The organism is Mycobacterium sp. NPDC004974, from assembly GCF_053600815.1.
On record NZ_JBSGAQ010000001.1, the window covers coordinates 884,572 to 911,346 of the forward strand.

Genomic DNA, 26,775 nt, shown 5'->3' on the forward strand with positions numbered 1-26,775 from the left:
CTGAGGAGGACGCAGCGTGATCACCGCAACGGACCTGGAGGTCCGCGCCGGCGCGCGCACGCTGCTGTCCTTCGAGGGCTCTGCGTTGCGGGTGCAGCCCGGCGACCGGATCGGACTGGTCGGGCGCAACGGCGCAGGCAAGACCACCACCATGCGCATCCTGGCCGGGGAGGGCGAACCGTACGCCGGCAGCATCTCGCGTACGGGTGAGGTCGGTTACCTGCCACAGGACCCCAAAGAAGGCGACCTCGACGTCCTGGCCCGGGACCGGGTGCTCTCGGCTCGCGGTCTCGACACGCTGCTGGCGGACCTGGAGAAGCAGCAGGTCTTGATGGCCGAGGTGGCCGATGATGCGGCCCGCGACAAAGCGGTGCGCCGCTACGGGCAGTTGGAGGAGCGGTTCTCGGCGCTGGGTGGTTACGCCGCCGAGAGCGAGGCCGGCCGGATCTGCGCCAGCCTGGGCCTGCCCGATCGGGTGCTGACGCAGCCGCTGCGCACGCTCTCCGGTGGACAGCGCCGGCGTGTCGAGCTGGCCCGCATCCTGTTCGCGGCCAGCGACACCGGTTCGGGATCTGCCACCACGCTGCTGCTCGACGAGCCCACCAACCACCTCGACGCCGACTCGATCGGCTGGCTTCGCGACTTCCTTCACAACCACACCGGTGGACTCGTGGTCATCAGCCACGATGTCGAGCTGCTCGACGAGGTCGTCAACCGGGTGTGGTTCCTCGACGCGGTACGCGGTGAGGCCGACGTTTACAACATGGGCTGGAAGAAGTACCTCGATGCGCGCGCGACCGACGAACAGCGTCGTCGCCGCGAACGTGCCAACGCCGAGAAGAAAGCCGGCGCGTTGCGCGCCCAGGCCGCCAAGATGGGCGCAAAGGCCACCAAAGCCGTTGCCGCACAGAACATGTTGCGTCGGGCCGAGCGGATGATCGCCGAGCTCGACGCCGAGCGGGTGGCCGACAAGGTGGCCCGCATCAAGTTCCCCACGCCGGCGCCGTGCGGTAAGACCCCGCTGGTGGCCAAGGGGCTGACCAAGACCTACGGGTCGCTGGAGATCTTCACCGGTGTCGATCTGGCGATCGACCGCGGATCCAGGGTGGTGGTGCTCGGACTCAACGGTGCGGGCAAGACGACATTGCTGCGCCTGCTCGCCGGTGCTGAGACCGCCGACGCCGGAGTCCTGGAACCCGGGCACGGGTGCAAGATCGGATACTTCGCCCAGGAACACGACACCCTCGACAACGAGTCGACCGTCTGGGAGAACATCCGCCACGCCGCGCCGGACACCGGGGAGCAGGACCTTCGAGGTCTGTTGGGCGCGTTCATGTTCACCGGCCCGCAGCTGGATCAGCCCGCCGGCACGCTGTCCGGCGGTGAGAAGACGCGGTTGGCGCTGGCCGGCCTGGTTGCTTCGACGGCCAATGTGTTGTTGCTGGACGAGCCGACCAACAACCTCGATCCCGCGTCACGAGAGCAGGTTCTCGACGCGCTGCGCAGCTACCAGGGTGCGGTGGTGCTGGTTACCCACGATCCGGGCGCAGCCGAGGCCCTCGATCCGCAGCGCGTGGTGCTACTGCCGGACGGTACCGAGGACTTCTGGTCCACCGAATACCGGGATCTCATCGAGCTCGCCTGACAGCGAATTCTCAAGAACCGCCACACCTTCGAGAACGTCAATTTAAGACGTTGGACAAATCGACCCCTCGGTGTGTGGGTGGTTCCTACTCTGGGTATCCGTCGGGACATCACAAGCGGGGAGATGTCGATGAGGGAAATGAACAAGAATCGCGGCGAGCTGCTGGCAGAACTTCGAAAGGCGTACGAGGGGGGTGCCAGCATCCGCACGCTTGTGGCGACGACCGGACGTTCTTACGGCTCGATCCACAGCTTGCTGCGTGAGTCGGGAACGACGATGCGCAGCCGCGGCGGTCCCAACCACCGCACCCGGTCGAGGGTGTGATGAGCACAACCGCTGTGCGGTAACAGGATTCAGCTATCCGCCGGCGTCTGCTGCCGCACGCTGTCCTCGACCAGGTCCAGCACCGCGGTGAGGTTCTTCGGGTCCTCGCCGGAGGCGATGCGGGCTACCAGGCCGTCGAGAACCAGATCCAGGTAGATATGCAGGACCGCACTCGGCACGTCGTCACGTAGGCGCCCGGCCTGTTTCTGGCGGCGCAGGCGCTCGGTGATCGCGGCATCCAGCTCGGCGGACCGTTCCGCCCAGCCTTGGTGAAAGGCCGGATCGTTGCGCAGCTTGCGGGCGATTTCCAGCCGGGTGGCCAGCCAGTCGAACTGCTCGGGCGCGGCAAGCATGTTCCGCATCACCTGGATCAGGCCTTCGCGGGCGGCCACTTCGGCCATCCGCTCGGCGTCCTCCCTGGCCAGTTCGAAGAACAAGGTGTCCTTGTCCTTGAAGTGATGAAAGATTGCGCCGCGCGACAGCCCGATGGTTTCTTCGAGCCGTCGCACGGTCGCACTCTCATATCCGTACTGACCGAAGCAGCGCCGGGCGCCGTCGAGAATCTGACGACGCCGGGCGGCAAGATGATCGTCCGTCACCCTGGGCACTGGAGAACTCCTCGCCCAAGCGCGGCTCGGCGCCGCGCCTGTGCTGCTTCGGTTGTCGGATTCAGGATTACTTCGACTTCAGCATGTTGCGCAGAACGTACTGCAGGATGCCGCCGTTTCGGTAGTAGTCGGCCTCGCCGGGGGTGTCGATACGGACCACCGCGTCGAACTCCACCTTGGATCCATCTTCCTTGGTGGCGGTCACCTTCACAGTCTTCGGCGTCTTGCCCTTGTTGAGATCCTCGATGCCGGTGATGTCGAAGGTCTCGGTGCCGTCGAGCTTGAGGCTCGCAGCCGACTCACCCGCCGGGAACTGCAGCGGGATGACGCCCATACCGATCAGGTTCGACCGGTGGATGCGCTCGAAGGACTCGGTGATGACGGCCTTGACGCCGAGCAGCACGGTGCCCTTGGCCGCCCAGTCACGCGAGGAGCCCGAGCCGTATTCCTTGCCGCCCAGGACGACCAGCGGGATGCCGGCCTCCTTGTAGTTCACCGAGGCGTCGTAGATGAACGCCTGCGGGCCGCCGGGCTGGGTGAAGTCCCGCGTGTAGCCGCCGGAGACGTCGTCGAGCAGCTGGTTGCGCAGCCGGATGTTGGCGAAGGTGCCACGGATCATCACCTCGTGGTTGCCGCGTCGCGACCCCAGCGAGTTGTAGTCCTTGCGCGCAACGCCGTTGGCGTCCAGGTACTGCGCGGCCGGGGTGCCCGGCTTGATCGAACCTGCCGGGCTGATGTGATCGGTGGTCACCGAATCGCCCAGCAGGGCAAGGACTCTGGCGCCCTTGATGTCGCCGACCGGCTCCGGCTCGGCGGGCATGCCGTCGAAGTACGGCGCCTTGCGCACGTAGGTGGAGGCGTCGTCCCACTCGAAGATGTTGCCCTCCGGGGTGGACAGCGAACGCCAGCGGTCGTCGCCCTTGAACACGTCGGCGTAGGAGTCGGTGAACATCTCCCGGTTGATCGAGGAGGCGATGGTCTCCTCGATTTCTTGCGCAGAAGGCCAGATGTCCTTGAGGAAGACGTCGTTGCCCTGCTGATCCTGGCCGAGCGGATCGGTCTCGAAGTCGAAGTCCATGGTGCCCGCGATGCCGTATGCGATCACCAGCGGCGGCGAGGCCAGGTAGTTCATCTTGACGTCGGGGGAGATACGGCCTTCGAAGTTGCGGTTACCCGAGAGCACCGCGGTGACCGACAGATCGTTGTCGTTGATGGCCTTGGAGATCTCGTCGGGCAGCGGACCGGTGTTGCCGATGCACGTGGTGCAGCCGTAGCCGCCGAGGTAGTAGCCCAGCTTCTCCAGGTAGGGCCACAGGCCGGCCTTGTTGTAGTAGTCGGTGACGACCTGGCTGCCCGGCGCCATGTTGGTCTTGACCCACGGCTTGCTGGTCAGGCCCTTCTCGACGGCCTTCTTGGCCAACAGAGCGGCGCCGAGCATGACGGACGGGTTGGAGGTGTTGGTGCAGGACGTGATGCCCGCGACGACGACCGCGCCGTGGTCGAGCACGAATTCGCCCCGCTCGTCAGACTTCACGGTGATCGGCTTCGACGGCCGGCCCTCGGCGCCGTTGGCGGCCGACGGACGGGCGTCGACCGCGCCGTCGTCCGCGAACGACAGCGACACCGAGTCGCTGGCCGGGAAGGACTCGTCGACCGCTTCGTCGAGCTTGGTCTCCGGGGTCGGGAGGTGCTCCTCGACGTAGTTGTGGATGTCCTTGCGGAACGCGTTCTTGGCGTCCGACAGCTCGATGCGGTCCTGTGGGCGCTTCGGGCCGGAGATCGAGGGCACCACGGTCGACAGGTCGAGCTCGAGGTACTCGGAGAACGCGGGCTCATGGTCGGCGTCGTGCCACATGCCCTGCGTCTTGGCGTACGCCTCGACCAGTGCCAGCTGCTCCTCGGTACGCCCGGTCAGCCGCAGGTAGTTGATGGTCTCTTCGTCGATCGGGAAGATCGCTGCGGTGGAACCGAATTCGGGGCTCATGTTGCCCAGGGTGGCGCGGTTGGCCAGCGGCACCTCGGCCACGCCCTTGCCGTAGAACTCGACGAACTTGCCGACGACGCCGTGCTTGCGCAGCATGTCGGTGACGGTCAGCACCACGTCGGTGGCGGTCACGCCCGGCTTGATCTCACCGGTCAGCTTGAAGCCGACGACGCGGGGGATGAGCATCGAGACGGGCTGGCCCAGCATGGCGGCCTCGGCCTCGATACCGCCGACGCCCCAGCCGAGCACGCCGAGACCGTTCTCCATGGTGGTGTGGCTGTCGGTGCCCACGCAGGTGTCCGGGTAGGCCACCCCGTCGCGCTCGAACACCACCCGGGCCAGGTACTCGATGTTGACCTGATGCACGATCCCGGTGCCCGGGGGGACGACCTTGAAGTCGTCGAACGCGCCCTGGCCCCAGCGCAGGAACTGGTAGCGCTCGGAGTTGCGCTCATATTCGAGTTCGACGTTGCGCTCGAAGGCGCCGGCATTGCCGAACACGTCGAGGATCACCGAGTGGTCAATGACCATCTCGGCCGGCGAGAGCGGGTTCACCTTGTCCGGGTCCCCACCCAGGGCCGCGACTGCCTCGCGCATGGTAGCCAGGTCGACGATGCACGGCACGCCGGTGAAGTCCTGCATCAACACCCGCGCCGGGGTGAACTGGATCTCGATGCTCGGCTCGGCCGAGGGATCCCAGTTGGCGATAGCCTCGATGTGGTCCTTGGTGATGTTGGCGCCGTCCTCGGTCCGCAGGAGGTTCTCCGCGAGCACCTTGAGGCTGTAGGGCAGTTTCTCGGTACCAGGTACCGCGTCGAGGCGGTAGATCTCGTAGCTCTTGTCCCCGACAGCCAATGTGTCGCGGGCACCAAATGAGTTAAGGGACGAATTTTCCGTATTCTCGCTGCTCACATCAACTCCCGGCTCGATCTCGCCGCGACGGGCTGTGTCGGCGGCGTTCCGATGTTAACAGTACGCTTGTCCTGCAATGCCCAGCGGGCCGGGGTCCAGTCTTCCCTTGTCGGGTTCTGGTTGCTACCCCGTTCGGCCGATCCGTGCGATCCGCCCGCTCGGTCCGGGGCAATGCGGCGGCGATGAGGCGTGGCACCGCGAGCGTCACTCCGGCGTGACGATAGGCGGTCGATGCGGTGACGATTCCAGTGTCGCTGCGCAGCGGCGGATGGGCTCGGGATACCGTGCGTCTGTGACCGGACCCCATGTCATCCCGTTCCTGCCGGCCTATATCCCGGTCGAGGTCTGCGAGACCGTCGGGATGGATCCGGCGCAACCCGACGGAGTGGCCAAGTGCATGGCGGCCGTGCAGGCCGACGTTCGCGACGACGGTGTCAGCGCGCCCGACGCCGATGTTGAGGCTCTGCGCCAGGTCGTCAGCGATGCCCGTCAGGGCGGGGTCGATCTCAAGATCGTGGTTCTGCCGCAGAACCCCGGTATCGACACGCCGCTGCGTGATATCGCCAGCGAGGTCGGGGCGGCCAATCCGGGTGCGACGGTGCTCGCGCTGAGCCCGTCGTTTGCCGGTACGTACAGCCCGACAATCGACCGCGTGACTTTGGAAGCCGGGCAGGATGTGGCCAAGACCGGTAATCCGGTGTTGTCGGCAAAGAATTTCGTCGGGGAGATTTCGACCCCCGACTTTCCCTGGACTGCGCTCACGATCGTGCTGACGCTCGGGGTTGCCGCGGCGGCCGCGCTGACTCGCGCCCTGCAGGTGCGCAGCAAACGATTGGCCGGGTCAGGGGCCTCGAGCGCCCCCTCAGTCGAGGTCTGAAAAACCCGTCGAACATTAGTTCGGAATACCGTCCAAATATCACTAATTGGTCACACTATTCGCAATTACATTCCTGTAATTTGTGACTAAAGTTTCTTTGGTTTCAGATGTGACGTACGGTGCAATCGGTAGCCATTGTTGCAGTTGTGCTTCATGTGACTTCTGTGCAAAGGCCCCGAGCAAACGCCGGCACGCCGACGTTGAGCCATAGGAGACTTGAGTCGAATGAGACGCACCGTTGGCGTCCCGCGCACGCGCGGAGCAGATGGGGCTTCGCATGCGCGAGCAGCAGATGGGGTCTCTGCATCGCGTCTGCGCGGCCGTTTCTGGGCGGTGCCGCTGACCGCGGCGATGCTGTTGGCGACAGCGTTGTCGGGTGGCGTCCCGGCCGCGGCGGATCCGGGGGCGCCAGATCAGATCGCAACGCTCGTGGCCGCGGTGGCCAACGCCGACCAGAAGCTGCAGGAGCTGGGCGCTGCCATCCAGACTCAGCAGGAAGCCGTCAACAAGGCAATCGTCGATGTGCAGGACGCCCGCGATGCAGCCGCTACGGCGCAGCAGGAGGTCGACGCCAGCCAACAAGGCATCGCCGACGCCAATCGCGCCATCGCCGAGGCGCAGAAGAGGTTCGACACCTTCGCGGCGGCCACCTACGTCAACGGGCCATCGAGCTCGTACCTGACTGCGTCCGACCCCGCCGACATCGCGCGCACCGCGGCGACCGGTCAAACCCTGGCCGCCAGCACCGACAAGGTGATCGCCGATCTGCAGCGGGCCCGCACCGAGCAGGTCAACCGCGAATCGGCTGCCCGGCTGGCCAAGCAGAATGCCGACCGGGCCACGGCCAACGCTCAGACCAGTCAAGACAGCGCCGTCGCCGCACTGCAACAGGCGCAGCAGACCTTCAGTGCCCAGCAGGGCGAGCTGCAGCGGCTGACGGCCGAACGGGCAACGGCCCAAGCTCAACTCGCTCAGGTGCACAAGGCATCAGCACCGGCCGCTCCGGTGCAGGGGCCGGTGCCGCAGGCGGCGGCGGGGGACTGGGACAGAGCTCCGGGCGCGCCGGCTCAAGCGGGCCAGAAATGGGACGGCGAATGGGATCCCACGCTGCCGGCGATTCCCAGCGCGTTCGTCAGCGGTGACCCGATCGCCATCATCAACACGGTCCTGGGGATCTCGTCGACCTCGGCGCAGGTCACCCAGAACATGGGGCGCCAGTTCCTGCAGAAAATGGGCATCCTGCCCACGCCGACCGGCTACACGAACGGGTCCATTCCCCGGGTGTACGGACGGCAGGCATCTGAATACGTCATCCAGCGGGCCGGTTCCCAGATGGGCGTTCCGTACTCCTGGGGTGGTGGCAACGCCGCCGGTCCGAGTCGCGGCATCGATTCGGGGGCCAACACCGTCGGGTTCGACTGCTCGGGCCTGATCCTCTACGGGTTCGCCGGTGTCGGCATCAAGTTGCCGCATTACTCGGGCTCGCAGTACAACGCCGGCCGCAAGATCCCGTCCTCGCAGATGCGGCGCGGCGACGTGATCTTCTACGGCCCCGGCGGCAGCCAGCACGTGACGCTCTACCTCGGCAACGGCCAGATGCTCGAAGCGCCGTACACGGGTTCGCAGGTCAAGATCTCGCCGGTCCGCACGAGCGGGATGACCCCGTACGTCGTCCGCTACATCGAATACTGATGGGAATACATTGCGCTCCTTCGTCTTACGATGCCTGATCCTGATCGCCGCAACTGCGTTCGCGGCGATCGGTCTGGTGACGCCGGCCAGTGCCGCGCCCGACGACGGGCAGTGGGATCCCACCCTCCCGAAGATCGTCAGCTCCGGGGCACCGGGTGATCCGGTGGCTATCGCCAACGCTTCGTTCCAGGTCAGCCAGCTCGCGCTACAGACCACCCAGAACCTCGGACAGCAGTTCCTACAGACCATCGGGCTGGCCCCGAAACAAGCGGCCTCCACGTTCCCCGGCGGCCGGGTACGCGGTCCGCAGGCCATCGAATACGCCATCCGGCGCGGAGGTTCCCAGATGGGCGTGCCTTACTCGTGGGGTGGTGGCACGCTGACCGGTCCCGGCCCCGGTGTGGACTACGACGCCGGCAAGATGGGCTACGACTGCTCGGGCTTCACCCGATATGCGTTCGCCGGGGTCGGAGTGCAGATTCCCAAGTACTCCGGGGACCAGTACAACACCGGCCGCAAGGTGCCGGTGGCCCAGGCGAAGCGGGGTGACCTCTTGTTCTGGGGTCCGGGCGGTAGCCAGCACGTCGCGATGTACCTCGGCGGCGGAAAGATGTTGGAGGCGTCGGGCAGTGCGGGCAAAGTGACGGTGAGCCCGGTCCGCACCGGAGGCATCCAGCCCTATGCGGCCCGCATCATCGAATCCTGAGCGGAACCTTAACTCTTCCGGGCAGCGTCGACGGATCTCGAAGTGCCTGGAATAGTTGACGGCGGGCTCCCGATTGCCCGTAGAGCAAAAAATGCAAGACCAGCGTTTGTAGTCGAATACCGTGGGAGGAAGTTGATGACGTCACCGAGTGGACCGCCGCAGGGCGCCGGAGGTTATCCCGGCTCGAGCCCGGCGCCAGGTTTCCCGCCCGGATCGACCGGCTCCCCTGCCGCGCCGGCCGCACCACCAGCAGCGACCAACGGCAGTCTGCAGGCCGAGGTGCACACCCTGGAACGCGCCATCTTCGAGGTCAAGCGGATCATCGTCGGCCAGGATCAGCTCGTCGAGCGGATGCTCGTCGGACTTCTCGCCAAGGGCCATGTGCTGCTCGAAGGCGTGCCCGGTGTGGCCAAGACGCTGGCCGTCGAGACGTTCGCCAAGGTCGTCGGCGGCACCTTTGCCCGCATCCAGTTCACCCCTGACCTGGTGCCCACCGACATCATCGGTACCCGCATCTACCGGCAGGGCAAGGAAGACTTCGACATCGAGCTCGGCCCGGTGGTGGTCAACTTCCTGCTCGCCGACGAGATCAACCGTGCGCCTGCCAAGGTTCAGTCGGCCCTGCTCGAGGTGATGGCCGAGCGCAAGATCTCCATCGGCGGCAAGACCTTCCCGCTGCCCAGCCCGTTCCTGGTGATGGCCACCCAGAACCCGATCGAGCAGGAAGGCGTCTACGCGCTCCCGGAAGCCCAGCGCGACCGCTTCCTGTTCAAGCTCAACGTCGACTACCCGTCGCCGGAGGAAGAGCGCGAGATCATCTACCGGATGGGCGTCAAGCCCCCGGAGCCCAAGCAGATCCTGAACACCGGCGACCTGCTGCGGTTGCAGGAACTCGCGGCCAACACCTTCGTGCACCACGCGCTGGTGGACTACGTGGTGCGAATCGTCACCGCCACGCGCGAGCCCGAGAAGTTCGGCATGCCCGACGCCAAGGCGTGGATCGCCTACGGTGCTTCGCCGCGTGCCTCGCTCGGCATCATCTCGGCCGCCCGCGCGCTGGCCCTGGTGCGCGGGCGTGACTACGTCATCCCGCAGGACGTCGTCGAGGTGATCCCCGACGTGCTGCGGCACCGCCTGGTGCTCACCTACGACGCGCTGGCCGACGAGGTCTCCGCGGAGACCGTGGTCAACCGGATCCTGCAGACGGTTGCCCTGCCGCAGGTGAACGCTCTACCGCAGCAAGGCCATTCAGTTCCGCCCGCCGTACCCGCCGCGGCCGGCGCGGCGGGTGGTCGGTGACCAGTTCCCGACGCACCGTCGACCTGCCGTCTCTGAAGCGCGGGGAGATTCGGGACCCGGCGTTGACGGCGGCGTTGCGCAAGCTTGAGCTGACGGTGCGGCGCAAGCTCGACGGGGTTCTGCACGGCGACCACCTCGGTCTGATCCCGGGTCCGGGATCAGAGCCGGGGGACTCGCGGATCTACCAGCCCGGCGATGACGTGCGCCGGATGGACTGGTCGGTGACGGCGCGGACACAGACGCCCCACGTGCGACAGATGATCGCCGACCGCGAACTGGAGACCTGGCTGGTCGTCGACATGTCGGCCAGCATGGACTTCGGTACTACCGGCTGCGAGAAGCGTGATCTGGCGGTGGCGGCCGCGGCCGCGATCGCGTTCCTCAACAGCGGTGGCGGCAACCGGATCGGCGCGATCATCGCCAACGGGGAGACCGTGCGACGGGTTCCGGCATTGAGTGGGCGTCTGCACGAGCAGGAGCTGCTGCGGGCGATCGCCACCACGCCGAAGGCCGCGCCCGGGGTGCGGGGCGACCTGGCCGGTGCCATCGATGCTCTCCGTCGTCCCGAGCGCAGGCGCGGCATGGCAGTGATCATCAGTGACTTCCTTGGGCCGATCAACTGGATGCGCCCGCTGCGGGCCATCGCCGGGCGCCACGAGGTACTGGGCATCGAGATCCTCGACCCGCGCGACGTCGAGTTGCCTGCTGTCGGCGATGTGGTGCTGCAGGACACCGAGACCGGTGTCACCCGCGAGTTCACCATCGACGAGCAGTTGCGCAGCGATTTCGAGCGGGCCGCCGCGGCCCATCGTGAGGAAGTGGCCCGCACATTGCGGCGGTGCGATGCACCGCTGCTGAGCCTCCGCACCGACCGGGACTGGATCGCCGATGTGGTCCGGTTTGTGGCGAGTCGGCGGCGCGGCGCCCTGGCCAGCCGATGAGCGCTTGCGCGAAGAGCAACGGGCACAGGTAGACGAAGCTTGACCAGCAACCAACCGAAATGACTTCTAGCACATGACTTTACCGATTCTCGGTCCGATGAGCCTGACGGGCTTCGCGCACGCGTGGTGGTTCCTGTTTCTCTTCGTGGTACTGGGCCTGTTGGCGTACTACGTCATCGTGCAGCGTGCGCGGAAGCAGCGGATCCTGCGGTTCGCCAACATGGAGCTGCTCGAAAGTGTGGCGCCCAAGCAGCCGACCCGCTGGCGGCATCTGCCGGCGGCGCTGTTGGCCGTCGCACTCGTCCTGTTGACGGTCGCGATGGCCGGTCCTACCCATGATGTGCGGATTCCGCGCAACCGTGCGGTGGTGATGCTGGTGATCGACGTGTCGCAATCGATGCGTGCGACCGACGTCGCGCCCAGCCGGTTGGCCGCCGCGCAGGAAGCCGCCAAGCAGTTCGCCGATCAGCTGACCCCGGGGATCAACCTCGGCCTCATCGCCTACGCCGGCACGGCGACTGTGCTGGTACAGCCGACCACCAACCGTGAGGCCACCAAGAACGGCCTGGACAAGCTGCAGTTGGCCGACCGGACCGCCACCGGTGAGGGCATTTTCACGGCGCTGCAGGCGATCGCCACCGTCGGCGCGGTGATCGGCGGCGGTGACGAGAAGCCGCCGGCGCGCATCGTGCTGATGTCCGACGGCAAGGAGACCGTGCCGTCCAACCCGGACAATCCCAAGGGCGCGTACACCGCCGCCCGCACCGCCAAGGACCAGGGAGTGCCGATCTCCACGGTGTCCTTCGGCACGCCGTACGGCTACGTCGAGATCAATGATCAACGCCAGCCGGTGCCCGTCGACGACGAGATGCTCGGCAAGATCGCCAAGCTGTCCGGCGGTGACGCCTTCACCGCGTCCAGCCTGGAACAGCTCAAGCAGGTATTCACCTCGCTGCAGCAGCAGATCGGCTACGAGACCATCAAGGGCGACGCCAGCCTCGGCTGGCTGCGGCTGGGTGCGTTGGTGCTGGCAGCCGCCGGTGTGCTCGCCCTGCTGATCAATCGCAGACTCCCCGGTTAGGACCCGATCCGGCGCCCGCGGGCGCCGGTCCACACGGGTGATGCGATTTTCAGACCATGCTGGTGAGGAGATAAGTTGGCGGGCATGAGTGACGCTGTTGTCGCGAAAGCCGACGCCGAAACCGTTTCCGAAAGCGCCGCTGGAGAAGCCGGCGGCCGACCGGCCTTTGTTCCCCGTTCCGTGCTGGTCACCGGTGGAAACCGGGGGATCGGCCTGGCGATCGCGCAGCGACTGGCCGCCGACGGGCACAAGGTGGCCGTCACCCACCGCGGATCCGGAGCGCCCGACGGGCTGTTCGGCGTCGTGTGCGACGTCACCGACAACGAAGCCGTCGACCGTGCGTTCAAGGAAGTCGAAGAGCACCAGGGTCCGGTCGAGGTACTGGTGTCCAACGCCGGTATCTCCCAGGACGCGTTCCTCATGCGGATGACCGAGGAACGCTTCGAGAACGTCATCAACGCGAACCTCACCGGGGCATTCCGGGTGGCGCAGCGCGCGTCGCGCAGCATGCAGCGCAAGCGTTTCGGCCGGATCATCTTCATCGGCTCGGTCTCGGGCATGTGGGGTATCGGCAACCAGGCCAACTATGCGGCGGCCAAGGCCGGCCTGATCGGCATGGCCCGCTCGATCTCCCGGGAGCTGTCCAAGGCCGGCGTCACCGCGAACGTGGTGGCCCCGGGCTACATCGACACCGAGATGACCCGTGCCCTCGATGAGCGGATCCAGGCGGGCGCCCTGGAGTTCATTCCGGCCAAGCGCGTCGGCACCGCAGACGAGGTGGCCGGTGCGGTCAGCTTCCTGGCCTCCGAGGACGCCGGGTACATCGCCGGTGCGGTGATCCCCGTCGACGGCGGCATGGGCATGGGGCACTGATCTAAAAGCTCTGGATTGCAAGAACTTTCGCACAACTCTTCACCGAAGTAGGAGTCAGGACAATGGCAGGTTTGCTCGAAGGCAAGCGCATTCTGGTCACCGGGATCATCACGGACTCGTCGATCGCGTTCCACATCGCCAAGGTGGCCCAGGAGGCCGGTGCTGAGCTGGTGCTCACCGGGTTCGACCGGATGAAGCTGATCCAGCGCATCGCCGACCGGCTGCCCAAGCCGGCCCCGCTGCTGGAGCTCGACGTGCAGAACGAGGAGCACCTGGCAAGCCTGGCCGACCGGGTCGCCGAGGTCATCGGTGCGGGCAACAAGCTCGACGGTGTGGTGCACTCGATCGGCTTCATGCCGCAGACCGGCATGGGCGTCAACCCCTTCTTCGATGCCCCCTACGAGGATGTCGCCAAGGGCATCCACATCTCGGCGTACTCCTACGCCTCGCTGGCCAAGGCCACGCTGCCGATCATGAACGAAGGCGGCAGCATCGTCGGCATGGACTTCGACCCGACCCGGGCGATGCCGGCCTACAACTGGATGACGGTGGCCAAGAGCGCACTCGAGTCGGTCAACCGGTTCGTCGCCCGTGAGGCCGGCCCGTTCGGTGTCCGCTCCAACCTTGTTGCGGCGGGACCGATCCGGACGCTGGCCATGAGCGCCATCGTCGGCGGCGCGCTGGGTGCCGAAGCCGGGGATCAGATGCGGCTGCTCGAAGAGGGCTGGGATCAGCGTGCGCCCGTCGGCTGGAACATGAAGGACCCGGAGCCGGTCGCCAAGACGGTGTGCGCGTTGCTGTCGGATTGGCTGCCGGCCACCACCGGCACCATCATCTACGCCGACGGCGGCGCCAGCACCCAGCTGCTCTGACTTGTTTTATGCCGAAACCGCATTCCAGCAGGTGTGTACTCGCACAAATCCTGCCGGAATGCGGTTTCGCGGTTAGGGGAGAGGCAAGCTGATGGAGTTTGACGCAGTTCTGCTGCTGTCCTTCGGGGGACCGGAGGCGCCGGACCAGGTGATGCCGTTCCTGGAGAACGTGACCCGGGGCCGCGGCATCCCCGCCGAACGGTTGGCCGACGTCGCCGAGCACTACCTGCATTTCGGCGGGGTGTCGCCGATCAACGGGATCAACCGGGCACTCATCGAGCAGTTGCGGGCCGAGTTGCCCGGTATCCCCGTCTACTTCGGCAACCGGAACTGGGAACCGTATGTCGAAGACACGGTTGCGGCGATGCGAGACAACGGGATTCGACGGGCGGCGGTGTTCACCACATCGGCCTGGGGCGGTTATTCCAGCTGCACCCAGTATGTCGAGGACATCGCCCGGGCACGCGCCGCGGTGGGTGATGACGCGCCGGAGTTGGTCAAACTGCGCCAGTACTTCGACCATCCGCTGTTGGTGGAGATGTTCGCCGACGCGATCTCGGCCTCGGCAGCCACACTGCCCGCCGAACTGCGCGACGAGGCCCGGTTGGTGTTCACCGCGCATTCGATCCCGACCGCCGCCGATGAGCGGCACGGCCCGCGGCTCTACAGTCGCCAGGTCGACTACGCGACCCGGCTGGTGGCTGCCGCCGCGGGTTACGAGGACTTCGACCAGGTGTGGCAGTCGCGGTCGGGTCCGCCCCGGATCCCGTGGCTGGAGCCTGACGTTGCCGATCACCTGACTGTGTTGGGCCAGAAGGGAACCCGGGCGGTCATCGTGTGCCCGATCGGGTTCGTCGCCGACCACATCGAGGTCGTGTGGGATCTCGATCACGAGCTGCGACTGCAAGCCGAACAAGCAGGTATCGCCTTCGCGCGGGCCAGCACTCCGAACGCCGACAAGCGTTTCGCTCGGTTGGCCGCCGGGTTGATCGATGAGTTGCGCACCGGCGCGGCACCGCTGCGGGCGGCAGGCCCCGACCCGGTCGCCGGCTACGGATTCAGCATCAACGGTGCGCCGTGCTCGCCGCACTGCTGTGGCACGCCGTCCTAGCGCGCGAACCATCAGGGTCTGGAAAAGTCAGTCCCGCCAGGCGGATTGCAGGATCGCCTCGAGGGCGGCCAGCCGTGCCGAGCGGACCACCCGGTCCAACGGCCGGATGGCATCGCCGGCGATCTGCACCTCTGAGGAGCTCTGCAGGCCGATCGGCATCAGTCCCGAGCTCACCGTGACGATCGCCTCCACATGGGCGGCGTTCTCCAGCACCCGCACGGCCCGGGTCGGGGCATGGTCGGGGATCGTGTGCAACCGGCCGGCTTCGAGGATGTCTTCCACCATGCCGCGGGGATCGTCGACATCGACACCGACGCCCGCCCGCAACGCGACCAGGGTGTCGGCGGCCGAGCGCACCGCCGACCGCAACTCGTACTCGGCCTCACCCAGATCGTAGTGCTGCGGCGCCGGCAGAACCGGCAGTGAGTACACGGTCCACGACAGCGCCCGCGGCTCCGGCTCGAACGCGGATTCGGTTTCCACGTCGTCGAATTCGAAGTACTCGAACTCCGGCACCAGCCCGACCCCGTCCAGTTCGTCATGGGTCACCAGCACCGCTTCACCGACGGTCAGCGCATCCCGCTGGAACTGCGAGCCGGCAGGCAATCCGCGGACGTCCCCGGGAACCGGTAGGGCCACCCTGATCGACGGCCTGGTGCCGGATCTGCCGACGGCGGTGCGGAGGGTCTGCAGCAGCGACACCGAACCGGAGTCCTCCAACTCCGGCCAAGGCAGCCCGGTGCGGACTGCGGCCTGCGAGTCGTAGGCGGTTACAGAATGCATTGGTGCCCACTGGGATAACGCGTCGAGGACGTCGTCAGGCGCGGCTGCGCCGGCGAGCCAGGCGTTGGCCCACATCGAAAGCGTTGCACTTGGACACCACATGATGTTGGCAGTGTAATTGCCGGTCGCCGATCAGGCCTGACCCGATAGGGTGGGCGTATGCCCCTACCGCTGATCTGGCTCATCCTGGCGCTGGGACTCGCCGGGGCAGAGGCGCTGACCGGCGACATGTTTCTGCTGATGCTGGCCGGTGGCGCACTGGCCGCGAGCGGTTCGAGTTGGCTGTTCGACCTGCCGCTGTGGGCTGACGGTGCGGTGTTTCTCGTGGTTTCGGTGCTTTTGCTGGTCTTGGTGCGGCCCGCGCTACGGCGCCGTTTCGAGATCGGACGAGGGCTTCCCGAACCGGTCAAGGCGCTGGAGGGAAAGTCCGCGCTGGTGCTGGACCGGGTGGCGCAGCACGAGGGGCAGGTCAAGCTCGACGGCGAGGTCTGGACGGCGCGCCCCCTCAACGACCACGATGTGTACGAACCGGGTGACCACGTGACCGTCGTGAGGATCGACGGCGCCACCGCGGTGGTCTTCAAAACGATGTAGTACCGCTTCAAATCGACGTAGTACCCAGGGAGGGGTTCACCATGGACGGTGCCGTAGCCGGGCTGGTTTTGCTGCTTGTGCTTGTGGTGTTCGCGATCATTGTCGTGGCCAAGTCGGTTGCGCTCATTCCTCAGGCCGAGGCCGCGGTGATCGAGCGTCTAGGTCGCTACAGCCGCACCGTCAGCGGTCAGCTGACGCTGCTGGTGCCGTTCATCGATCGGATCCGGGCCCGGGTGGACCTGCGCGAGCGGGTGGTGTCCTTCCCACCGCAGCCGGTGATCACCGAGGACAACCTGACGCTCAACATCGACACCGTGGTCTATTTCCAGGTGACGAATCCGCAGGCCGCCGTGTACTCGATCAGCAATTACATCGTCGGTGTGGAACAGCTGACCACCACCACGCTGCGCAACGTCGTCGGTGGCATGACCCTGGAGCAGACGCTGACTTCGCGCGACTCGATCAATGGCCAGTTGCGCGGCGTGCTCGACGAGGCGACCGGCCGGTGGGGGCTTCGCGTGGCGCGGGTGGAGTTGCGCAGCATCGATCCGCCGCCGTCGATCCAGGAGTCGATGGAAAAGCAGATGAAGGCCGATCGCGAGAAGCGGGCCATGATCCTGACCGCCGAGGGTGTGCGGGAGTCGTCGATCAAGCAGGCCGAGGGGCAGAAGCAGTCGCAGATCCTGGCGGCCGAGGGCGCCAAGCAGGCCGCGATTCTGGCTGCCGAGGCCGACCGGCAGTCCCGGATGTTGCGGGCCCAGGGTGAGCGGGCCGCCCAATATCTGCAGGCGCAAGGCCAGGCCAAGGCCATCGAGAAGACCTTCGCCGCGATCAAGGCAGGCCGGCCCACCCCCGAGATGCTGGCCTATCAGTACCTGCAGACGTTGCCGCAGATGGCCAAGGGGGAGGCCAACAAGGTCTGGGTGGTGCCCAGCGACTTCGGTTCGGCGTTACAGGGTTTCACCAAGCTGCTGGGGGCACCGGGCGAGGACGGCGTGTTCCGGTATACGCCGTCGCCCGTCGACGAGGATCTGCCAAAGCCCGAGGACGACAGCGACGAGGTCGCCGCGTGGTTCAACACGGAGACCGATCCGGAGATCGCCCGGGCCGTGGCCAAGGCCGAGGCCGAGGCGCGGGCCAGCACTCCGCCGCTGGGTGCCAGGCCGCCGCAGGCGTCGTTGGAGACCCCGCCGCAGACCCCGCCCAATGAACTGGAGGGCGGCGCGCACCGCGCGCTGTAAGGCGGGCGCGTCAGCGCTGAGGCTGTAGCCGGATCTCGACCAGCGGCAGCGGGGTGTCGGTTTCGGTGATCGGTTGGCCGAGCGTTTCTTCGAGGACGAGTTTGAACTGCTGCCACGTCGCCGGGTGGCGCTGCCGGTAGTCGGTCAGGACCTGGTCGGCGCTGCGCTGGTCGAGGACATGCGCGTCGCCGGCCACCGGCCGGTGGCTGCCGAGCCACACCCGGACCTGCGGATTGACGGCGATGTTGCGGAACCACTGGGCTTTCGCGCCGAAACCGGAGGCGACGATGACGGCGTCGGGACCGGGACGGTCCACCACCTCGAGCACGACGTAGCGGCGCGCGCCGGAGGTGCGGCCGATGTGTTCGAGCATCATCATTCTCGCGCCGAGCAACGCCCCCGCCCGCATCCGGTAGAGCCATATCGGGGCACGCACCAGCCGGCGGTTGCGTAAGAGTCGAGCACCGAGATCGGGCAGTGCGCTCATGCGTTGTCTCCCTCCGCCTCGTGCCGCGTCCCCGTCACGCGGCGACCGCGCTCACGGCTCCGTGAATGTGCGCGAAATGCCAACCGATTGAGGCGTGTCGGCCTGCGGACGCGCGCGCTCGCGGTGGTGCAGGCGCATCTCGTACACCAGTCCGGCCACCCCGAGTGCAGCGGTGCTCAGCGACACCAGGACCAACGCCGGGCTGATGTTCCCGGTCAACGCGTCACCGAGGACGACGACCGCCGCCGTGCCGGGGAACAGTCCCACCAACGTCGCCAGGGTGTAGGGCACGACCCGCACGGCAGAGGCGCCCGCGGCGTAATTCAGCACCGAGAACGGCACCACCGGGATCAGCCGCATGGACAGCACCACCGGCCAGCCACGCCGCCGCAGCCGGGTATCCAATGAGTCGATCCGAGGATGGGGCACCAGCCGGTTGAGCTGCCAGCCGGCCGCACGGATCAGGAACAAGGCCAGCACCGCGCTCACCGCGCTGGCCGCCACCGCGATCGCCACGCCCAGCACCGGCCCGAACAGCAGGCCCGCGGCCAGGGTGAAGGCGGTCCGGGGGAACGGGAAGACGGTCACCACGATGTGCGCGCCGAGGAACGCCAGCGGGAACCACGGCCCCACCGAGGTGGCCCAGTCCCGCATCTGCATCGCTGTCGGCAACGGAACCAGCACGGCAACTGCGACGAGAATCACAATGCCTGCCAGCAGCCCGACGATCCGCCGAGGTGGCAACTGGGAGGCCGTCGCAATTACCGCGGCGCGCACCACGCGCAGGGTTCTGACGACGGGTTTCACGTCTTACAACAGTACGGGCCGTCGGCGGTGAACACCGCTGTGCGCTGCCGTGAGTCCACCGACCAGCGGTCAGCGCCGTGATGGCGATCATTTAGCCTGATGGGCGAGTGGGTAGGTCACACGCTGCGATAACAGGAGATGCGGGTGTCGTTACAGGGGACTAGTGCGGTCGAGTCGGACCGCCGGCAGTGGCGGACGGCGGTCGCCGGCGTGCTGGCCAAGAGCAGTCGGCGCGATGTGGCCGATCTGCCGGCCGAGCCGGAACGCCTGCTGGATTCGCAGACCTATGAGGGTTTCGCCATCAGGCCGCTCTACACGAGCCTGGACGCTCGGCCGGAGTCCACCCTGCCGGGGCAATGGCCGTTCGTTCGCGGCGGCGACGCCCTGCGTGACGTGAAATCCGGCTGGAAGGTCGTCGAGAGCTTCCCCGCTGTCGCGGGTAGCGCTGCGGGCACGATCAACGGTGCGGCGCTGGTGGCGCTGACCGAGGGCGCCAGCGCGCTGGCGCTGCGGGTCGGCGGCGAGGGAGGTATCTCGCTGGGCGAACTGGACCGTGTGTTGGACGGTGTATTCCTGGATCTGGTGCCGGTGATCCTGGAATGCACCGGAGCGGACCTGGCTGCCACTGCCGACGCGGTACTGCCCCTGCTCAAAGACCTTGACGACGACCAGCGCTCGCGGTTGGCGATCGACCTCGGCGCCGACCCGTTGACCGCACCGCTGTCCGGGCAGGCCACCGTCGGCGGAGCCGACAATTCAGTCACGGCCGATGACTCGGACTTACTCGCTACCGTCGCCAAGCTCACCGGCCATGCCGGTGGAGTGCGTGCGGTCACCGTCGACGGCCCGGCCTTCCACAACCTCGGCGCCAGCGCGGCATGGGAGCTCGCCGGCACGGTCGCCGCGGCCGTCGCGTACCTGCGGATCCTCAACGATGGCGGAGTGGCGACACCGGATGCGTTGCGGCAGATCAGTTTCCGCTACGCCGCCGATGACGATCAGTTCATGACGATCGCCAAGTTGCGCGTTGCGCGGCAGCTGTGGGCCCGGGTCGCCGAGGTGGTCGGTGCTCCTGAGGCCGGAGCCGCCCGGATCCATGCCGTGACCTCGCTGCCGATGATGACCCAGCGGGATCCGTGGGTGAACATGCTGCGCACCACTCTGGCCGCCTTCTCGGCGGGCGTCGGGGGAGCCGACACCGTGCAGGTGCATTCGTTCGATGCGGCGATTCCCGACGGCCTGGACGGGACGTCGACGAGTTTCGCCCGCCGCATCGCCCGCAACACCCAGCTGCTGCTGCTTGAGGAATCGCACATCGGTCAGGTGCTCGACCCGGCCGGTGGTTCGTGGTTTGTCGAGGACCTGACGGCTCAACTCGCCGACCAGGCCTGGGCGCATTTCCAGGACATCGAGGCGCGCGGCGGATTCGTCGCGGCCCGCGACTACATCACCGCCCAGATCGCCGAGGTCGCTGCACGGCGCAGTGCCGACATCGCGCACCGCCGCACCGCGATCACCGGTGTCAACGAGTTCCCCAACCTCGACGAAAAGCCGCTCCCGCAAGGTGGTTCGGCGTCGTCGATCGCTCGGTATGCGGCCGGGTTCGAGGCGCTGCGCGACCGCTCGGACGCCTTCCTGGCAGCGACCGGCGCCCGCCCCAAGGTTCTGCTGCTGCCGGTGGGGCCGCTGGCCGAGCACAACATCCGCACCACGTTCGCATCGAACCTGTTGGCTTCCGGCGGGATCGAGGCCATCAACCCGGGCGCCGTCGACGCCGCATCGATCGCCGGAGCGGTGGCCGATGCCGGTACGCCGGCGGTGGCCGTGCTGTGCGGCACCGACGTCCGCTACGGCGCGGAGGCCTCCGACGCGGTGGCGGCAGCTCACGCCGCCGGCGTCCGCGAGGTGCTCCTGGCCGGCCCGGAAAAGGCTGTCGCCGAATCGGATTCGAAGCCCGATGGATATCTGACCGCAAAAATCGATGCGGTCGAAGCACTGTCGAAACTGCTCACCGGACTGGGGGCCTGAGATGACTGCCACAACAGGATCAGAGATCCGTAGCTTCGCCGACGTCCCGCTGCGCAGTGAGGAGCCGGGTCGGCCCGTCACCCCGGAAGCGGTGACCGAGCACGTTGCAGCGGCCGCCGCTGCCCACGGCTACGCGCCTGAGCAGCTCACGTGGGCCACGCCCGAGGGTATCGACGTCAAGCCGGTGTACATCGCCGCCGACCGTGACGAGGCGGCCGAAGCCGGCTATCCGCTCGACAGCTTCCCCGGCGCACCGCCTTTCGTGCGCGGGCCGTACCCGACGATGTACGTCAACCAGCCGTGGACCATCCGCCAGTACGCCGGGTTCTCGACCGCCGCCGAATCCAACGCGTTCTACCGGCGCAACTTGGCCGCCGGCCAGAAGGGTCTGTCGGTGGCCTTCGACCTGGCCACCCACCGCGGCTACGACTCCGACCACCCGCGCGTGCAGGGTGACGTCGGAATGGCCGGTGTGGCTATCGATTCCATCCTCGACATGCGGCAGCTGTTCGACGGCATCGACCTGGGTCAGGTCAGTGTCTCGATGACCATGAACGGCGCGGTGCTGCCGATCCTGGCGCTCTACGTCGTCGCCGCCGAGGAACAGGGTGTGCCGCCGGAGAAGCTGGCCGGGACCATCCAGAACGACATCCTCAAAGAGTTCATGGTCCGCAACACCTACATCTATCCGCCCAAGCCGTCGATGCGGATCATCTCGGACATCTTCGCCTACACCAGCTCGAAGATGCCGAAGTTCAACTCGATCTCGATCTCGGGCTACCACATCCAAGAGGCCGGTGCCACAGCCGATCTGGAGCTCGCCTACACGCTGGCGGACGGCGTCGAGTACATCAAGGCCGGGCTGGACGCCGGACTGGACATCGACAAGTTCGCACCGCGGCTGAGCTTCTTCTGGGGCATCGGCATGAACTTCTTCATGGAGGTGGCCAAGCTTCGGGCCGGCCGGCTGCTGTGGAGCGAGCTGGTGGCCCAGTTCGAGCCCAAGAACGACAAGTCGCTGTCGCTGCGTACCCACTCGCAGACCTCGGGCTGGTCGCTGACCGCGCAGGACGTGTTCAACAACGTCGCGCGCACCTGTATCGAGGCGATGGCCGCCACGCAGGGCCACACGCAGTCTCTGCACACCAACGCCCTGGACGAGGCGCTGGCGCTGCCGACCGACTTCTCGGCGCGGATCGCCCGCAACACACAGCTCCTGTTGCAACAGGAGTCGGGCACCACCCGGCCGATCGATCCGTGGGGCGGCTCGTACTACGTCGAGTGGCTGACGCATCAGTTGGCGGAGAAGGCACGTGCTCACATCCACGAGGTGAACGAGCACGGCGGCATGGCGCAGGCGATCAGCGACGGGATTCCGAAGCTGCGTATCGAGGAGGCGGCCGCCCGGACCCAGGCCCGTATCGACTCCGGTGCCCAACCGCTGATCGGCGTCAACAAGTACCAGGTGGAAGAGGACCAGGAGATCGAGGTCCTCAAGGTCGAGAACAGCCGGGTACGCGCCGAGCAGCTGGCCAAGCTGCAGCAGCTGCGTGCCGATCGCGACGAGTCGGCGACTCAGGCTGCACTGGCCGAGCTGACCCGCGCCGCCGAGGCCACCGGGTCCACGGGCGAAGACGGACTCGGCAACAACCTGCTGGCCCTGGCCATCAATGCGGCCCGCGCCAAGGCCACCCTGGGTGAGATCTCCGACGCGCTGGAGAAGGTGTACGGGCGCCACCAGGCCGAGATCCGTACGATTTCGGGCGTCTACCGCGACGAAATAGGGGGAGCTGGAAAGGTCGGCGGAATGTCTACCGCGACGGAGCTGGTGAACAAGTTCGCCGAGGCCGACGGCCGTCGGCCCCGCATCCTGGTGGCCAAGATGGGCCAGGACGGACACGACCGTGGGCAGAAGGTGATCGCGACGGCGTTCGCCGACATCGGCTTCGACGTCGACGTGGGCTCGCTGTTCTCCACCCCGGAGGAGGTGGCCCGTCAGGCCGCCGACAACGACGTGCATGTGGTCGGGGTGTCCTCGCTTGCTGCGGGGCATCTCACCTTGGTGCCAGCGCTGCGTGACGCGCTGGCCGAGGTGGGCCGCCCCGACATCATGATCGTCGTCGGCGGGGTCATCCCGCCCGGGGATTTCGACGAGCTGTACGAGGCCGGGGCGACCGCGATCTTCCCGCCTGGCACCGTGATCGCCGATGCCGCCATCGGCCTGCTGCAGAAGTTGGCGGACCGGCTCGGGTACCAGCTGAGCGAATAGTGGCTTCCGTTCGTGAACTGGCGGCGGCCGTCCGCAGTGGTGACCGCGCCGCGCTGGCGCGGGCCATCACGATGGTCGAGTCCACCCGGGCCGATCATCGTGACCAGGCTCAGCAGTTGCTGCTGGAGCTCATGCCAGACGCAGGCAAAGCCCAACACGTCGGTATCACCGGGGTGCCGGGGGTCGGCAAGTCGACGACGATCGAAGCCCTCGGCATGTACCTGATCGAGGCCGGCCACCGGGTCGCGGTCCTGGCAGTGGACCCGTCGTCGACCCGGACCGGCGGCTCGATCCTGGGGGACAAGACCAGAATGGCCCGCCTGGCGGTCCATCCGGATGCCTATATCCGGCCGTCGCCGACCTCCGGGACGCTCGGCGGGGTCGCCAAGGCCACCCGGGAGACCATCGTGCTGCTCGAGGCGGCGGGCTACGACGTCATCCTGGTCGAGACCGTCGGGGTGGGGCAGTCCGAGGTCACGGTGTCGAACATGGTAGACACCTTCGTGTTCCTCACCCTGGCCCGCACCGGCGACCAGTTGCAGGGCATCAAAAAGGGTGTGCTCGAGCTGGCCGATGTCATCGTCGTCAACAAGGCCGACGGCGAACACGCCATCGAGGCCAAGGCGGCCGCCCGTGAACTGACCGGCGCCATACGGCTGATCTACCCGCGCGAAACGCTATGGCGGCCACCGGTTCTCACGATGAGCGCGATCGAAGGCCACGGGTTGGCCGAGCTGTGGGAGACGGTGCTCAAACACCGTGAGGTGCTCACCGAGGCGGGGGAGTTCGAGGCCAGACGTCGTGCCCAACAGGTGGACTGGACCTGGTCGATGGTGCGTGACACCGTGCTGGACCGGGTGATGTCGCATCCGGGTGTGCGCAGCATCCGCGACGAGGTGGAACGCCGGGTGCGCGAGGGCGAGTTGACCCCGGCGCTGGCTGCCCAGGAAATTCTCGACGCGGCCGACTGACACCTCGTCTACCGCACTTAGGCTGTTCGCAGCGACACCGAAGCGAAAGGCTGGGCTGACCCGGAGATGAGGGACGTGAACGCGAAACTGCGTGCGCTCGTGGCGGCCGCGATGGTCGGTGGTGCGGTGCTGACCGCGTGCGGCGGCGGGGCGACCGGCCCGTCGACCGGTGCACAGCCCACCGTGGCCAAGACCAAGCTGCAAACCATGGCCAAGGAGAAGCTAGAAGCCGCGGCCAAGACCAAGGCCAAGTCCGTGACCTGCGACGACGGTATCGTCGGCAAGGTGGGGGCGACCCAACATTGTGTGCTGACGGCCAAGAACGGCACCAAATATGGCGTCACGGCTACGGTCAAGGCGGTCGAGTCCGGCAAGGTCAATATCGACTTCAAGGTGGACGAGAAGCCGAGTTCCTGACCGGGCGGCCGAGCCTCGGCTAACAGGTAGGTAACGCTTGTAAAATTTGCCGGGGGTCCAGGTAAATTCAAGTGTGTGACCGATCACAGCGGTGAGCGCGACGAGGCGCTCCCACACGGCGTCCAAGGCGCGGCGGACAGGAACTTCTCCTGTACGGTCCGCGGGTTCTCGAAGTTGTTCCCCGGCCGGAAGTACGGCGGCGGAGCGCTGGCGATCCTTCAGGACGGTGAGCCTGTCGTCGACGTCTGGACCGGTTACTCGGACCGCGACGGTACCCGGCATTGGACAGCCGACACCGGCGCGATGGTGTTCTCCGCGACGAAGGGGATGGCCTCGACGGTCGTCCATCGCCTCGTCGACCGCGGTCTGATCGAATACGACTGCCCGGTGAGCGCGTATTGGCCTGATTTTGGGGCCAATGGCAAATCCTCGATCACGGTGCGGCAGGTGATGGCGCACGAGGCCGGGCTGTCTCAACTCAACGGCGTCAGCAAAGCCGATCTGATGGATCACCTGGTGATGGAGAGTCGGGTTGCCGCTGCGCCGGTGAACTCACTTCTGTTCGGAAAGCCGGCCTATCACGCGCTGACCTACGGCTGGCTGCTGTCGGGCCTGGCTCGTGCGGTGACGGGGCAGAGCATGCGCGAGCTGTTCCGCATCGAGCTGGCAGAGCCGTTGGGGACAGACGGTCTGCACCTGGGGCGACCACCCGTGCAGGCTCCCACCCGGGCCGCACAGATTCTGCTTCCGCAACGGCGGTGGCCCAACCACGTCTTCGACTTCGTGGCGCCGCGGATCGCCGCGCTGAACTTCTCGGGTGCGTTCGGATCGATGTACTTCCCCGGCGTGATGTCGCTGGTTCAAGGCGATACCCCGTTCTTGGACTCGGAGGCGCCCGCGGTCAACGGCGTCGCGACGGCCCGCGGCCTGGCCAGGATGTACGGCGCGATCGCGAACCGGGGCCGTCTCGATGGCGTGGAATACCTGTCTGAGCACACCGTGGCCGGGCTGACCGGTCCGCCCGGCATACGTGCGGACCGAAATCTGGGGGTGCCGCTCGGCTTCCATCTCGGATATCACTCGGTTCCGTTCGGGGTCATGCCCGGATTCGGCCACGTAGGGCTCGGTGGTTCGGTCGGCTGGGCGGACCCGGCCAGTGGCCTGGCGATCGGCTTTGTGCACAACCGCTTGTTGACCCCGATGGTGCTCGACATGGCTGCGTTCGTCGGTCTGAACGCACTGATTCGCAAGGACGTGACTCGCGCCCGTGAGCGGGGATACGTGGCTGTACCCGATCTCGGTGCGGCCCCACACGAGGTGCCCAAGCCCGCGGCGGGGTAGTTCTCGCTTATCGACACGAGCCGGCCTGACGGATGACGTCAGGCCGGCTCGTGTCGTTGCGGGGGGTACGGGCGGGCCTCCGATACCGGCCGCGGCCCTTCTACCTGCAGTGATATACATCACATCCAGTCCCATTCATGGGACACCTTTCCTTACTGTGCAGCGCATCTCCGCCGTTAACCCTGGTTCGTTTGCTTCCGGTGCCGATAGTGGGTTCAGTCACGGGTTCAACCGTGACGTGGGCTGAGTCTCAGGAGGCGCCCGGTGGCCGCCTCCATTGGTGCATCGCCGCGCGCAGGGGTTGCGAAATTCTTGCGATCTCCATGATCGCTGCTGGTTGTTAGGTTGCGGTGTCAACAAAACCCATTAGCTGATGCGCTTCTCGGGTACGCAATCGTACCATTATCCGGGTCATGCTTGCGTGGAACATGAATTGGGTTCAACTACGGTTTCGAGAGTTTGCGTGCCGGTCACTGGCTAACTATTTGAAGACAACCTATGAATTTACTGTACGCGGCAAACTGAACACCGTTTTCAAACGATGGACAACCTGTGAATACGTGTTTCAGTGTTCAAAACTAGTGCCGCACTAGTTAGCGGGATAATTTTTCACCGCCATCTGGAAATGCTCGGCTGGGCCATGAAACATGCTGTAGCACAGTAGAAGTCGTGCATTATGAGGTGCCGGGAGTTGCCCTCGTGGGGCCTCGCTAGTGAAATTGACCGGCCCTGCCATTTCGCGAAAATGGATCGGCGTAGCGAACATCGGAGTGTTTTTGCGATCAGATGTTTCCAACATCTAGGTTGGCCCACGCGCTAGGCTACGGAGCCGCGTTGGCAACGACTCGTGCCGGATACGGGGATTCGGTACCGTCCGTTGTGGGCGACGTAGCGCACATTCTTTTCCGCGTT

The 26,775-nt window shown here is 66.5% G+C and carries 23 protein-coding genes; 18 read left to right on the top strand and 5 right to left on the bottom strand.

Features of this window, described 5'->3' with window-relative positions:
- Nucleotides 1-16: 16 nt before the first annotated feature.
- On the top strand, nucleotides 17-1,645 hold the full coding sequence (locus ACWEFV_RS04295; RefSeq protein ID WP_135454335.1) for an ABC-F family ATP-binding cassette domain-containing protein: 1,629 nt from the start codon (nucleotides 17-19) through the stop codon (nucleotides 1,643-1,645).
- Nucleotides 1,646-1,774: 129 nt separating this feature from the next.
- Nucleotides 1,775-1,969, top strand: coding sequence for a helix-turn-helix domain-containing protein (locus ACWEFV_RS04300; RefSeq protein WP_135454337.1), 195 nt, complete (start codon nucleotides 1,775-1,777; stop codon nucleotides 1,967-1,969).
- Nucleotides 1,970-1,998: 29 nt separating this feature from the next.
- Here the strand turns inward: ACWEFV_RS04300 and ACWEFV_RS04305 are convergent, their stop codons facing one another.
- Together ACWEFV_RS04305 and ACWEFV_RS04310 are read right to left on the bottom strand one after the other, a co-directional pair.
- A complete protein-coding gene (locus tag ACWEFV_RS04305; protein ID WP_044518305.1) occupies nucleotides 1,999-2,577 on the bottom strand; it encodes a TetR/AcrR family transcriptional regulator in 579 nt (192 codons plus the stop codon).
- Between the two features lie 67 nt (nucleotides 2,578-2,644).
- The gene (locus ACWEFV_RS04310) at nucleotides 2,645-5,473 is read right to left on the bottom strand and encodes an aconitate hydratase (protein WP_450069164.1); all 2,829 of its coding nucleotides are present in this window, start codon (nucleotides 5,471-5,473) and stop codon (nucleotides 2,645-2,647) included.
- A 292-nt stretch (nucleotides 5,474-5,765) separates the two neighbouring features.
- Here ACWEFV_RS04310 and ACWEFV_RS04315 point away from each other — a divergent pair, with 292 nt between their 5' ends.
- The 9 genes from ACWEFV_RS04315 (at nucleotide 5,766) to ACWEFV_RS04355 (ending at nucleotide 14,925) form a co-directional block, all read left to right on the top strand.
- Complete coding sequence (locus tag ACWEFV_RS04315) at nucleotides 5,766-6,350, top strand: Rv1476 family membrane protein (protein ID WP_135454342.1); 585 nt, start codon at nucleotides 5,766-5,768, stop codon at nucleotides 6,348-6,350.
- A 225-nt stretch (nucleotides 6,351-6,575) separates the two neighbouring features.
- On the top strand, nucleotides 6,576-8,042 hold the full coding sequence (gene ripA, locus ACWEFV_RS04320) for an NlpC/P60 family peptidoglycan endopeptidase RipA (protein ID WP_286174931.1): 1,467 nt from the start codon (nucleotides 6,576-6,578) through the stop codon (nucleotides 8,040-8,042).
- A gap of 10 nt (nucleotides 8,043-8,052) precedes the next feature.
- Entirely contained in the window at nucleotides 8,053-8,748 is a 696-nt protein-coding gene (ripB, locus tag ACWEFV_RS04325) for an NlpC/P60 family peptidoglycan endopeptidase RipB (protein ID WP_135454344.1), read from the top strand.
- Nucleotides 8,749-8,883: 135 nt separating this feature from the next.
- Complete coding sequence (gene moxR1 / locus ACWEFV_RS04330) at nucleotides 8,884-10,047, top strand: chaperone MoxR1 (protein ID WP_135454346.1); 1,164 nt, start codon at nucleotides 8,884-8,886, stop codon at nucleotides 10,045-10,047.
- Nucleotides 10,044-10,988 carry a DUF58 domain-containing protein gene (locus tag ACWEFV_RS04335; protein ID WP_044518315.1) on the top strand — a complete coding sequence of 315 codons (945 nt, stop codon included), beginning with the start codon at nucleotides 10,044-10,046 and terminating at the stop codon, nucleotides 10,986-10,988. Before moxR1 ends, ACWEFV_RS04335 begins: the two co-directional genes overlap by 4 nt.
- A 73-nt stretch (nucleotides 10,989-11,061) precedes the next feature.
- Complete coding sequence (locus tag ACWEFV_RS04340; protein ID WP_135454350.1) at nucleotides 11,062-12,069, top strand: VWA domain-containing protein; 1,008 nt, start codon at nucleotides 11,062-11,064, stop codon at nucleotides 12,067-12,069.
- 84 nt (nucleotides 12,070-12,153) lie between these two features.
- Nucleotides 12,154-12,942, top strand: a complete 789-nt coding sequence (gene fabG1 / locus ACWEFV_RS04345; protein ID WP_135454352.1) for a 3-oxoacyl-ACP reductase FabG1 — start codon at nucleotides 12,154-12,156, stop codon at nucleotides 12,940-12,942.
- Nucleotides 12,943-13,004: 62 nt separating this feature from the next.
- The gene (inhA, locus tag ACWEFV_RS04350; protein WP_135454354.1) at nucleotides 13,005-13,814 is read left to right on the top strand and encodes an NADH-dependent enoyl-ACP reductase InhA; all 810 of its coding nucleotides are present in this window, start codon (nucleotides 13,005-13,007) and stop codon (nucleotides 13,812-13,814) included.
- Between the two features lie 91 nt (nucleotides 13,815-13,905).
- Nucleotides 13,906-14,925, top strand: coding sequence for a ferrochelatase (locus ACWEFV_RS04355; protein WP_450069165.1), 1,020 nt, complete (start codon nucleotides 13,906-13,908; stop codon nucleotides 14,923-14,925).
- A gap of 27 nt (nucleotides 14,926-14,952) precedes the next feature.
- Here the strand turns inward: ACWEFV_RS04355 and ACWEFV_RS04360 are convergent, their stop codons facing one another.
- Nucleotides 14,953-15,810 carry a hypothetical protein gene (locus tag ACWEFV_RS04360; protein WP_135454359.1) on the bottom strand — a complete coding sequence of 286 codons (858 nt, stop codon included), beginning with the start codon at nucleotides 15,808-15,810 and terminating at the stop codon, nucleotides 14,953-14,955.
- Between the two features lie 57 nt (nucleotides 15,811-15,867).
- On the opposite strand from ACWEFV_RS04360, the gene ACWEFV_RS04365 reads away from it, so the two are divergent.
- Complete coding sequence (locus ACWEFV_RS04365; protein WP_450069166.1) at nucleotides 15,868-16,302, top strand: NfeD family protein; 435 nt, start codon at nucleotides 15,868-15,870, stop codon at nucleotides 16,300-16,302.
- Between the two features lie 41 nt (nucleotides 16,303-16,343).
- A complete protein-coding gene (locus ACWEFV_RS04370; protein WP_135454364.1) occupies nucleotides 16,344-17,543 on the top strand; it encodes an SPFH domain-containing protein in 1,200 nt (399 codons plus the stop codon).
- A gap of 10 nt (nucleotides 17,544-17,553) precedes the next feature.
- On the opposite strand, the gene ACWEFV_RS04375 is transcribed toward ACWEFV_RS04370, so the two are convergent.
- Both ACWEFV_RS04375 and ACWEFV_RS04380 read right to left on the bottom strand, forming a co-directional pair.
- Nucleotides 17,554-18,030, bottom strand: a complete 477-nt coding sequence (locus ACWEFV_RS04375; protein WP_450069167.1) for a nitroreductase family deazaflavin-dependent oxidoreductase — start codon at nucleotides 18,028-18,030, stop codon at nucleotides 17,554-17,556.
- 51 nt (nucleotides 18,031-18,081) lie between these two features.
- Nucleotides 18,082-18,837, bottom strand: a complete 756-nt coding sequence (locus ACWEFV_RS04380) for a TVP38/TMEM64 family protein (RefSeq protein WP_135454369.1) — start codon at nucleotides 18,835-18,837, stop codon at nucleotides 18,082-18,084.
- Between the two features lie 138 nt (nucleotides 18,838-18,975).
- Here ACWEFV_RS04380 and mutA point away from each other — a divergent pair, with 138 nt between their 5' ends.
- From mutA to lipL, 5 genes are all read left to right on the top strand, one after another.
- Nucleotides 18,976-20,865 carry a methylmalonyl-CoA mutase small subunit gene (mutA, locus tag ACWEFV_RS04385; protein ID WP_450069168.1) on the top strand — a complete coding sequence of 630 codons (1,890 nt, stop codon included), beginning with the start codon at nucleotides 18,976-18,978 and terminating at the stop codon, nucleotides 20,863-20,865.
- A gap of 1 nt (nucleotide 20,866) precedes the next feature.
- On the top strand, nucleotides 20,867-23,134 hold the full coding sequence (gene scpA, locus ACWEFV_RS04390) for a methylmalonyl-CoA mutase (protein ID WP_450069169.1): 2,268 nt from the start codon (nucleotides 20,867-20,869) through the stop codon (nucleotides 23,132-23,134).
- Nucleotides 23,131-24,105, top strand: a complete 975-nt coding sequence (meaB, locus tag ACWEFV_RS04395; RefSeq protein WP_210115656.1) for a methylmalonyl Co-A mutase-associated GTPase MeaB — start codon at nucleotides 23,131-23,133, stop codon at nucleotides 24,103-24,105. Before scpA ends, meaB begins: the two co-directional genes overlap by 4 nt.
- Nucleotides 24,106-24,171: 66 nt before the next feature.
- Entirely contained in the window at nucleotides 24,172-24,522 is a 351-nt protein-coding gene (locus tag ACWEFV_RS04400; protein ID WP_167857840.1) for a DUF4333 domain-containing protein, read from the top strand.
- A 75-nt stretch (nucleotides 24,523-24,597) separates the two neighbouring features.
- On the top strand, nucleotides 24,598-25,863 hold the full coding sequence (lipL, locus tag ACWEFV_RS04405) for an esterase/beta-lactamase LipL (protein ID WP_450069170.1): 1,266 nt from the start codon (nucleotides 24,598-24,600) through the stop codon (nucleotides 25,861-25,863).
- Nucleotides 25,864-26,775: the final 912 nt, after the last annotated feature.

What these genes read in the sequence shown, in the direction of transcription:
- ACWEFV_RS04300 (WP_135454337.1), top strand. Translation starts at nt 1,775, where the DNA reads ATGAGGGAAATGAACAAGAATCGCGGCGAGCTGCTGGCAGAACTTCGA.
- ripA (WP_286174931.1), top strand. Translation starts at nt 6,576, where the DNA reads ATGAGACGCACCGTTGGCGTCCCGCGCACGCGCGGAGCAGATGGGGCT.
- moxR1 (WP_135454346.1), top strand. Translation starts at nt 8,884, where the DNA reads ATGACGTCACCGAGTGGACCGCCGCAGGGCGCCGGAGGTTATCCCGGC.
- ACWEFV_RS04340 (WP_135454350.1), top strand. Translation starts at nt 11,062, where the DNA reads ATGACTTTACCGATTCTCGGTCCGATGAGCCTGACGGGCTTCGCGCAC.
- fabG1 (WP_135454352.1), top strand. Translation starts at nt 12,154, where the DNA reads ATGAGTGACGCTGTTGTCGCGAAAGCCGACGCCGAAACCGTTTCCGAA.
- inhA (WP_135454354.1), top strand. Translation starts at nt 13,005, where the DNA reads ATGGCAGGTTTGCTCGAAGGCAAGCGCATTCTGGTCACCGGGATCATC.
- ACWEFV_RS04355 (WP_450069165.1), top strand. Translation starts at nt 13,906, where the DNA reads ATGGAGTTTGACGCAGTTCTGCTGCTGTCCTTCGGGGGACCGGAGGCG.
- ACWEFV_RS04360 (WP_135454359.1), bottom strand. Translation starts at nt 15,810, where the DNA reads ATGTGGTGTCCAAGTGCAACGCTTTCGATGTGGGCCAACGCCTGGCTC.
- ACWEFV_RS04365 (WP_450069166.1), top strand. Translation starts at nt 15,868, where the DNA reads ATGCCCCTACCGCTGATCTGGCTCATCCTGGCGCTGGGACTCGCCGGG.
- ACWEFV_RS04370 (WP_135454364.1), top strand. Translation starts at nt 16,344, where the DNA reads ATGGACGGTGCCGTAGCCGGGCTGGTTTTGCTGCTTGTGCTTGTGGTG.
- ACWEFV_RS04375 (WP_450069167.1), bottom strand. Translation starts at nt 18,030, where the DNA reads ATGAGCGCACTGCCCGATCTCGGTGCTCGACTCTTACGCAACCGCCGG.
- mutA (WP_450069168.1), top strand. Translation starts at nt 18,976, where the DNA reads ATGCGGGTGTCGTTACAGGGGACTAGTGCGGTCGAGTCGGACCGCCGG.
- scpA (WP_450069169.1), top strand. Translation starts at nt 20,867, where the DNA reads ATGACTGCCACAACAGGATCAGAGATCCGTAGCTTCGCCGACGTCCCG.
- ACWEFV_RS04400 (WP_167857840.1), top strand. Translation starts at nt 24,172, where the DNA reads ATGAGGGACGTGAACGCGAAACTGCGTGCGCTCGTGGCGGCCGCGATG.